The following is a 7,237-nucleotide window of genomic DNA, read 5'->3' as shown; positions in this document are numbered from 1 at the left end:
CCCCCCCCCCCCCCCCCCCCCCCCCCCCCCCCCCCCCCCCCCGGGGGGGCCCCCCCCCCCCCCCGCCCGCCCCCCCCCCCGCCCCGCCGAGCCCGTACGTCCCCGAGCCCCCGCCCGTGCCGCCCCGCGCGCCCTTCCGGTTCCGGGCCTCCCTAGCCCGGCCGGGTGATGTGCTGCTGATGTGCACGGACGGCCTGGCCGACCCGCTGCGCGGCGAGCCGGAGCTGGCCGCGCGGCTGGCCGGACGGTGGTCCGACGCCGCCGCGCCGGGCCTCGCCGCGTTCCTGGCGGACGCCCAGACGCGGGTCAAGGGGTACGCGGACGACCGTACGGCCGCCGCCGTGTGGGAGGCGTGAGCGCGGCGGCTGTGAATTCATGGACCCAGAGGAATCCGCACCGGGACCGCAGGAGACCGAAGGGCGTCCAGCAGCCATGGCCAAGCAGAACGTCGCAGAACAGTTCGTCGACACCCTCGTCCGCGCCGGGGTCAAACGCCTCTACGGCGTCGTCGGGGACAGCCTCAACCCGGTCGTCGACGCGGTGCGCCGCAACGCCGCCATCGACTGGATCCACGTCCGGCACGAGGAGACCGCCGCCTTCGCGGCCGGCGCCGAGGCGCAGATCACCGGGAAGCTGGCGGCCTGCGCCGGCTCCTGCGGCCCCGGCAACCTGCACCTCATCAACGGCCTCTACGACGCCCACCGCTCCATGGCCCCGGTGCTCGCCCTCGCCTCGCACATCCCCTCCAGCGAGATCGGCCTCGGCTACTTCCAGGAGACCCACCCGGACCGGCTGTTCCAGGAGTGCAGCCACTACAGCGAGCTGATCTCCAGCCCCCAGCAGATGCCCCGGCTGCTGGACACCGCCATCCAGAACGCGGTCGGCCGCAGCGGCGTCAGCGTGGTCACCCTGCCGGGCGACATCGCCGCCGAACCCGCCCCCGAGAAGGCCGCCGAGACCGCGATCGTCACCTCCCGGCCCACCGTGCGGCCCGGCGACGCGGAGATCGACGAATTGGTGCGGATGATCGACAAGGCCGACAAGGTCACCCTGTTCTGCGGCAGCGGCACGGCGGGCGCGCACGCCGAGGTGATGGAGTTCGCCGGGAAGATCAAGTCGCCGGTCGGACACGCCCTGCGCGGCAAGGAGTTCATCCAGTACGACAACCCCTACGACGTCGGGATGAGCGGGCTGCTCGGTTACGGCGCCGCCTACGAGGCCACCCACGAGTGCGATCTGCTGATCCTGCTCGGCACGGACTTCCCCTACAACGCGTTCCTGCCCGACGACGTGCAGATCGCGCAGATCGACGTGCGGCCCGAGCACCTCGGCCGCCGCTCCCGGCTCGACCTGGCCGTGTGGGGCGATGTGCGCGAGACGCTGCGCTGTCTGATCCCGCGGGTGAAGGAGAAGAAGAACCGGCGTTTCCTCGACCGGATGCTCAAGAAGCACGCCGACGCGCTGGAGGGGGTCGTCAAGGCGTACACCAGGAAGGTGGACCGGCACGTGCCGATCCATCCCGAGTACGTGGCCGCCGTGCTGGACGAACTGGCCGCCGACGACGCCGTGTTCACCATCGACACCGGGATGTGCAACGTCTGGGGCGCCCGCTACATCTCGCCCAACGGCCGCCGCCGGATCATCGGTTCCTTCTCGCACGGCTCGATGGCCAACGCGCTGCCCATGGCGATCGGCGCGCAGTTCACCGACCGGCGCCGGCAGGTCGTCTCCATGTCCGGGGACGGCGGCTTCGCCATGCTGATGGGCGACTTCCTCACCCTGGTCCAGTACGAACTGCCGGTGAAGGTCGTGCTGTTCAACAACTCAGCTTTGAGCATGGTGGAGTTGGAGATGCTGGTGGCCGGACTTCCCTCCTACGGCACCGCCAACAAGAACCCGGACTTCGCCGCCGTAGCCCGCGCCTGCGGCGCCCACGGCGTACGGGTGGAGAAGCCCAAGGAACTGGCCGGGGCGCTCAAAGAGGCGTTCCGCCACAAGGGTCCGGCCCTCGTGGACGTCGTCACCGACCCCAACGCCCTGTCCATCCCGCCGAAGATCAGCGCCGAGATGGTGACCGGGTTCGCCCTGTCCGCCTCGAAGATGGTGCTGGACGGCGGCGTCGGCCGGATGGTGCAGATGGCCCGCTCCAACCTCCGCAACGTACCGCGCCCTTGAACCGGCCGGCGCCCGCGCCCCCACCGGCGGACGCGGCTCCGCGCCCCGGCGGGCGCGGCTCCGAGCCCCGGCGGGCGCGGCTCCGAGCCCCGGCGGGCGCGGCTCCGAGCCCCGGCGGACGCGGCTCCGAGCCCCGGCGGGCGCGGAAAGCGTCGTACTCCGGCCAACTTGGCCGACCGCTCGGTCGTTGACGCTTCCACATGACTGCCGTGGGTCCGGCTGGGCATGGATCTCCGTGAACGTGTTCGAGCTGGAGGGGAACCGAGATCGGCACGCGGGCGGGGGAGATGGAGAGTCAGGTAAGAGGAGGCGGTCCCGCTGCGGCGGCGGCCTTTCCGGCGGGACCGGCGGCGGACGGCAGCGAGGGCGCGCCGAGGCGTTCCCCGGGGCCCCAGTTGCGGCGCCGGCTGCCGCGGGCGGACCTGCGGGCGGTGCCCGAGGCGCGCCGCGCGCTGCGCGAACTGCTGCGCCACTGGGAACGGCCGGACGGCACCGACGTCGCCGAACTGCTCACCAGCGAACTGGTCACCAACGCGCTCGTGCACACCGACGACGACGCGATCCTGACCGCCACCGTCTCGCCGCGCGGACTGCGTGTGGAGGTACGGGACTTCGTGGCTCAGCGGCCCCGGCCGCGGGTGCCGGAGGCCGCCGCCGACACCAACGGCAGGGGACTGGTCCTGGTCGAGTCCCTGGCGGACGCCTGGGGCGTGTGCGCGCACGAGGTCGGCAAGTCGGTGTGGTTCGAACTGACGGCGGCGCGGGCGGCGTGAGCGGAAAGGGGGGCGGGGCGCGGTCCGTCCGGACCGCGCCCCGCCCCCCTGCGTGCCCCTACGGCACCGTGATGTCCTCGTGGCTCAGCCGAACTGCTGCTCCAGGTCCTTCAGCTTGCGCTCCAGCGAGTCCAGACGCGGCAGGGCCTGTGTGTCGTCCTCCGCGGTGAGGTCGACCGTGATGGCGTCACCGCCCTTGCGGACGGGCTGGAGAGAGGGACGCGAACGCACCGGCAGCGACTCCGAGGGCGCTATGGCAGGCTCCGCGGAGGCCTGCCCGGAGCCCCGCTCCAGGGCCTGCGCCTCGCCCTGCCGGCCGCGGCCGACGAAGCCGCGGTGGCCCCGGCTGATCGCCTTGAGCTGGGCGCGCTCCACCCGCTCCTGCTCGCGCCTGAGCCGGCGCCGCTCCTCCTTCTGGCGCTTGTCGTCGCGCACCTCCTCGACCGCCTCGTCCAGGCTGCGCACGCCCTCCAGGAGCATCAGCGACCAGGCGCGGTACGTCTCGCGGGGAGCGCGCAGCCAGCGGACGATACGGATCTGCGGCAACGGGCGCGGGACCAGGCCCTGTTCGCGCAGGGCGGCCCGACGGGTCTGCTTCAGCGCGCGGTCGAAGAGGACCGCCGCCGACAGCGACATGCCGGCGAAGAACTGCGGCGCGCCCGCGTGGGCGACGCCCCGCGGCGCGTGCACCCAGTTGAACCAGGCCGCGGCGGCGGCGAACAGCCACACCAGCAGCCGGGAGCCGAGGGCCGCGTCACCGTGGCTGGCCTCGCGCACCGCGAGCACGGAGCAGAACATCGCCGCGCCGTCCAGGCCGAACGGCACCAGGTACTGCCAGCCGTCGGTCAGGCCGAGGTTCTGCTCGCCGAAGCCGACCAGGCCGTGGAAGGAGAGGGCTGCGGCCACCGCCGCGCAGCAGAACAGGAGCACATAGGAAGCGGTGCCGTAGACGGCCTCCTTGCGCCTGCGGCGCTCCTCGCTGCGCTCCCACGAGTCCTCGGTACTCGTGTCCCCCTTGGACCGCTTGCCGCGCGCGAGCACCGCCACCGCCGCCAGCACGCCCAGGAGCAGCACGGCGCCCGGAAGCAGCCAGTTCAGCGATATGTCGGTCAGTCTCATCTAGGGTCCCTTGCATTGGGATAGGGCGTGACGCCCGCCATAGTGGCCCAATCCCGGCGGCCCTCAGGGGGTTTCGGGGCAAGAGGCCGCCAAGGAGGTGCAAGGGGATGCCCGGGGACGGCGTTCTGCTCGAACTGCCGCTTGAGGGGCGGGAGTTGAGTTCGAATAAGACTACCCGTACGGGCGGTTCCGCGGAAAGTTCCCGCGACGGGTGAGGGAGTTGTGAACTCCTCGCGCCCGTATGGGGTCCCAGTCGTGGACGATCTTACGTGACGCGGGACGGCCCGTCGTACGTTCCGACGGACCGTCAGTCTCCCAGCGGCGCGTCAAGCGGCCACGGCGGCAGTGGCCCTGACGACGCGTTCGGCCGCGCAGGTGCGCGGGCAGGTGTCGCAGGTGTCCTCGGGGCGCAGGGTGTAGAACATGCAGCAGCTGATCCGGTCGCGGGTGGACAGCGACTCGCCCTTCGGGCCGGTCAGTTCGCGGAACGCGGCCGCGCCGACGTAGGGGCGGGTCGCGCCCGGCAGCAGCAGCTCCAGCTCGCGCAGCGCGCGGTCCTCCTCGCCGAGGAGACCGGCGACGTACCACAGGCTCTCGACGATCTCGTCGGTCGCCATGCCCCACAGCGCGCGCCCGCGCCGCCGCATGCGCGGGCCGAAGGCGGCGAGGAGCGGTTCGAGGTGCTCGGCGACGGCGGCTCGCACCTCGGCGCGCAGCGCCTCCTCGTCGGGCACCGTGCGGGCGCCGGGCAGGGCGGCCGCGGGGTCGCCGGGCAGACAGGCGAAGGAGACGGGGCGTACGGCCATGCGGCCGGCCTCGCGGTCGTAGGCGACGTGGGCGGCGGGCAGGCGCGGGACGCGGCGGTGCAGGAACCAGGGGACGGTGAACAGCAGGCAGGCGGGCCAGGCGTAGCGGTGCAGGGCGAAGCTCGCCACCACGTCCGGGCGGGCCCGGGTGCCGTAGTCGCGCAGCACCTGCGCGTCGTCCCAGGCCAGGAAGGCCTCCAGCGCGGGGCCGCCCGCGGCGAGCGCGGCGGCGCCGGTCCAGCCGCCGCCCTGCGGCAGCGGGTCGCCCGGGCCCAGCTCGGCCACCGTCAGGCCGGGGAAGACCTCGGTGAGGCGCGCGTACGCGGCCGCAACTGCCGAAGGGGGCACAGGCATGCCGGAACCACCGATTCACGGTCGTCGGGGACGGTTGGAGGTAAGCCTTACCTTACTTCACTCCGACGGAATGTGAACCCTTGGCCACTTGTGTCTAAGGTGCTTGACGCACGAGCGGCAACCGGCCGTAATGGCCCCAAGCACCCCCAAGCCCGGAGGAGAACCGTGAAGCAGGGCGCGCAGGACTCCGCCGGCCCGGCGGGGGCGGCCCCGGGCGCGCCGCGGCTCCCCCGGCAGGCGGCGGGAACGCGGGAGCGGCACGCCTCGGCGCCGGAGGCCGCCCGCGGCGAGCACACGCACGGCGAAGGCGCACACGGCCGCCCCGCGCACGGCGACTCCGCACAGGGCCGCCCGGCACAGGACCGACCCGCACAGGGCGGCCCCGCACAGGACCGACCCGCGCACGGCCTTCCCGCGCAGGGCGACTCCGCGTACGGCCTTCCCGCGCGCGGCGACGGCGCGCCCGGCGACGGCGCGCCCGGCGACGGCGCGTCCGGCGGGCAGCCCCTCGGGGAGCAGTCTGCCGGGGAGCGGCCGGCGGGGGAGTGGCCGGCGCGGGAGGCGTCCGCCGTTCCGCCCGGGCCGGTGGTGCGGCGGTCCTCCGTGCGCGGGCAGGTCCTCGCCGCGCTGCGCACCGCGCTGGCCACCGGCGAGCTGCGGCCCGGCGAGGTCTACTCGGGGCCCGTGCTCGGCGAGCGGTTCGGCGTGTCCGCGACGCCGGTCCGGGAGGCGATGCAGCAGCTGGCGCTGGAGGGCGCCGTCGAGGTCGTGCCCAACCGGGGCTTCCGGGTCGTCGAGCGCGGCGCCCGCGAGCTGGCCGAGCTGGCCGAGGTCCGGGCGCTGCTCGAGGTGCCGGTGCTGCTGCGGCTGGCCGGGACGGTGCCCGTCGAGCGGTGGGCGGCCCTGCGTCCCCTGGCCGAGGCGACCGTACGGGCCGCGTCCTCCGGCTGCCCCGCCGCCTATGCCGAGTCCGACCGCGCCTTCCACCACGCCCTGCTGTCCCTGTCGGGCAACGAGCAGCTGGTCCGGATCGCCGCCGACCTGCACCGCCGCACCCAGCGCCCCCCGGCCGCCGCGCCCGCCCTCCTGGCGGACGCGACGGACCACACCGCGCTCCTGGACGCGTTGATCGCCCGGGACCTGGACACGGTCCGCACCCTGCTCCACGGCCACGTCACGGGATCGCGCTGACGGCGGTCACGCCGTGGCCGCCCCCGGCGACGGCGGGGTCAGATGGGCGGCCAGCCAGGTGGGGACGCCGCCGAGGAGGCGGAAGAGGCGGCGGGCCTCCTCGCGGAGGCGGGAGGCCTCCGGTTCCGTCTCCGTCTCGGCCAGGGAGACCAGCGCCGGGGCCGTGCCGACGAGGTAGCCCAGCTCCTCGCGGATCCGCAGCGACTCGGCGAAGCCGTGCCGCGCGTCGGCCAGCTCGCCCTCGCGCAGCGCCAGCCCGGCCAGGTGCCGCCAGGTGAAGGACAGCAGCAGCGGGTCGTGGTGCGCGGTGGCGCCCGCGTGGGCGCGGCGGTAGGCGGCCCGCGCGGCCTGTGGCGAGCGGGTCAGGTTCTCCGCGATCAGCCCGCGCCGGAAGTCCAGCAGCGCCCGCCCCGGCGAGCCCGGCGGGATCAGCGCCGCCGCCCGCCCCAGCGCGGAGCGCGCCTCGTCGGCCCGGTCCCGTACGCCGTGCAGCGTGGCCGAGTAGGCCAAGTACCCGCGTTCACAAGCGGCCGCGCCCCGCTCCTCGTCGGTGTGCGCCAGCGCCTCCGCGGCGCGCAGCGCGTCCTCCGCGTCCTGCCACCCCGCCTCGGTGTACAGGCACCGCTCCACCAGCAGCGCGGTGCGCTGGAGCGCCGCCGCCGGGGTGCCCGACCGCAGCAGCGCCGCCGCGTCGGCCCAGCACGCGCGCGAACGCAGCCGCCATACCGCGGTCTGGAGTGGATCGTCACCTGCGGTCGTTCCGTTACCAGACATGGCGGTATGCGCCACGTTGCCCTCCCCAGCACGTCTTCGAGCTTC

Annotated in this window: 6 protein-coding genes and 1 pseudogene; 4 read left to right on the top strand and 3 right to left on the bottom strand. The window is 74.5% G+C overall.

The window, feature by feature from the left end:
* From K7787_RS26540 to K7787_RS26530, 3 genes and pseudogenes are all read left to right on the top strand, one after another.
* Positions 1 to 356, top strand: a pseudogene (locus tag K7787_RS26540) (protein phosphatase 2C domain-containing protein); the annotation flags it as partial.
* A gap of 76 nt (positions 357 to 432) precedes the next feature.
* On the top strand, positions 433 to 2,175 hold the full coding sequence (locus tag K7787_RS26535; protein WP_164393765.1) for a pyruvate dehydrogenase: 1,743 nt from the start codon (positions 433 to 435) through the stop codon (positions 2,173 to 2,175).
* A 287-nt stretch (positions 2,176 to 2,462) separates the two neighbouring features.
* Positions 2,463 to 2,948 (top strand): ATP-binding protein, encoded by a 486-nt coding sequence (locus K7787_RS26530; RefSeq protein WP_078625026.1) that lies wholly within the window; start codon positions 2,463 to 2,465, stop codon positions 2,946 to 2,948.
* 84 nt (positions 2,949 to 3,032) lie between these two features.
* Here K7787_RS26530 and K7787_RS26525 read toward each other — a convergent pair whose 3' ends face one another.
* Together K7787_RS26525 and K7787_RS26520 are read right to left on the bottom strand one after the other, a co-directional pair.
* On the bottom strand, positions 3,033 to 4,067 hold the full coding sequence (locus K7787_RS26525) for a DUF2637 domain-containing protein (protein ID WP_164393762.1): 1,035 nt from the start codon (positions 4,065 to 4,067) through the stop codon (positions 3,033 to 3,035).
* A gap of 326 nt (positions 4,068 to 4,393) precedes the next feature.
* On the bottom strand, positions 4,394 to 5,227 hold the full coding sequence (locus tag K7787_RS26520; RefSeq protein ID WP_223003197.1) for a (2Fe-2S)-binding protein: 834 nt from the start codon (positions 5,225 to 5,227) through the stop codon (positions 4,394 to 4,396).
* A 165-nt stretch (positions 5,228 to 5,392) separates the two neighbouring features.
* Between K7787_RS26520 and K7787_RS32335 the strand changes: the two genes are divergently transcribed.
* Positions 5,393 to 6,418 carry an FCD domain-containing protein gene (locus tag K7787_RS32335; RefSeq protein WP_223003196.1) on the top strand — a complete coding sequence of 342 codons (1,026 nt, stop codon included), beginning with the start codon at positions 5,393 to 5,395 and terminating at the stop codon, positions 6,416 to 6,418.
* A gap of 6 nt (positions 6,419 to 6,424) precedes the next feature.
* Here K7787_RS32335 and K7787_RS26510 read toward each other — a convergent pair whose 3' ends face one another.
* Positions 6,425 to 7,192, bottom strand: a complete 768-nt coding sequence (locus tag K7787_RS26510) for a hypothetical protein (RefSeq protein ID WP_019984996.1) — start codon at positions 7,190 to 7,192, stop codon at positions 6,425 to 6,427.
* Positions 7,193 to 7,237: the final 45 nt, after the last annotated feature.

Origin of the sequence: Streptomyces sennicomposti (assembly GCF_019890635.1) — a bacterium.
In the GTDB taxonomy this organism is placed as follows: Bacteria; Actinomycetota; Actinomycetes; order Streptomycetales; family Streptomycetaceae; genus Streptomyces; species Streptomyces sennicomposti.
Note: the sequence above shows the minus strand (reverse complement) of the source record. Positions and strands in the feature narration are given on the sequence as shown.

Coding starts and splice junctions, on each gene's coding strand:
- K7787_RS26535 (WP_164393765.1), top strand. CDS start 433: ATGGCCAAGCAGAACGTCGCAGAACAGTTCGTCGACACCCTCGTCCGC.
- K7787_RS26530 (WP_078625026.1), top strand. CDS start 2,463: ATGGAGAGTCAGGTAAGAGGAGGCGGTCCCGCTGCGGCGGCGGCCTTT.
- K7787_RS26525 (WP_164393762.1), bottom strand. CDS start 4,067: ATGAGACTGACCGACATATCGCTGAACTGGCTGCTTCCGGGCGCCGTG.
- K7787_RS26520 (WP_223003197.1), bottom strand. CDS start 5,227: ATGCCTGTGCCCCCTTCGGCAGTTGCGGCCGCGTACGCGCGCCTCACC.
- K7787_RS26510 (WP_019984996.1), bottom strand. CDS start 7,192: ATGTCTGGTAACGGAACGACCGCAGGTGACGATCCACTCCAGACCGCG.